A 1,048-nucleotide genomic window follows, 5' to 3' on the forward strand; every position below is an offset into this window, starting at 1 on the left:
GTGAGCGTCAAGTTAAAATGAACAATTTCGCTGATTATTTTTGAACACTTTCTCCATTAAAAATCCTTCGTCTGTTCTTCATTCTATGACTATCGTCTACAAAACTTATTATCTCAGCCCGATGAATTAATCTGTCTAAAATAGCTGTTGCTACTCCTACATCTCCAAGCAGTTCTGTCCATTCCTTTGGAGATCGGTTAGATGTTAGAATGATTGAGGAATGGTTATATAAATCGTTGACCAGCTGAAAGAAGAGGTTGGCTTCTCTTGGATCCATTGCTGCGTACATTAAGTCGTCAATGATGACTAAATGTGAATCCTTAATCCTTTTTATCCTGGTTTGCGATTTCCGCGTTATATCCAGCGTTTTCAATGTGTGAACCAGTTCCCCCATGGAAATAAATGAAACCTTATAGCCCTTTTGAATGGCCTCCAATCCTAGACCGACTGCTAAGTGAGTTTTACCGACACCAGGGGGTCCCAAGAGTATAACGTTGAAAAGCTGTTCAACCCATGTTAACTCCTTCAGTTGATTGAATTCCTTTCGGCTCAATGACTCTTGCTCTTCCAAATTAAACGTTTCTAAAGGAGTAATAGATGGAAAAGAGGCCAGTTTAAGCCTTTTTTCCATGTTCTTTTCATCTCGTTTTTCCCGTTCATGATTAACCAAAGTTTGAAGGAAGGAAAGGTAGCTGACTTCTTCTTTTTCGGCCTTGGCAAGTATGGAAGGAAGCTCTTTTGAAACCTCCGAAAGACGAAGGGATACTAGGGCATCCTGAAGCTGCTGGAGCTGTTTCATTTGACTCCCTCCATGATTTCGACATATTGGTCAAGTGGACGGTGTTTCGCTTCTGCGCTTAGTAATGGCAATGTCTCCACATCGGCAGATGTTGATTGGTATTCAGCGATAGCACTTGGACTGTTCATGTTCACTTGGCGTTGGCGTTTTAATAACTGGACTACATCTCGGAAATCATTAGCACTATATAGATTCCTTTCCATACATAACACTAGGGAATCATCCAAAACGTCGACAGAACTCACATCT

Annotated in this window: 1 protein-coding gene and 1 pseudogene; both read right to left on the reverse strand. The window is 40.9% G+C overall.

All coding sequences use genetic code 11. The features are described from left to right. Positions 1-34 precede the first annotated feature (34 nt). On the reverse strand, positions 35-799 hold the full coding sequence (istB, locus tag JCM21738_RS21885) for an IS21-like element helper ATPase IstB (RefSeq protein ID WP_023626267.1): 765 nt from the start codon (positions 797-799) through the stop codon (positions 35-37). After that, a pseudogene (locus JCM21738_RS21890) lies at positions 796-1,048 on the reverse strand (hypothetical protein); the annotation flags it as partial. The gene istB and the pseudogene JCM21738_RS21890, both read right to left, overlap by 4 nt.

The organism is Mesobacillus boroniphilus JCM 21738 (assembly GCF_000517385.1).
Taxonomy (GTDB): domain Bacteria; phylum Bacillota; class Bacilli; order Bacillales; family Cytobacillaceae; genus Mesobacillus; species Mesobacillus boroniphilus.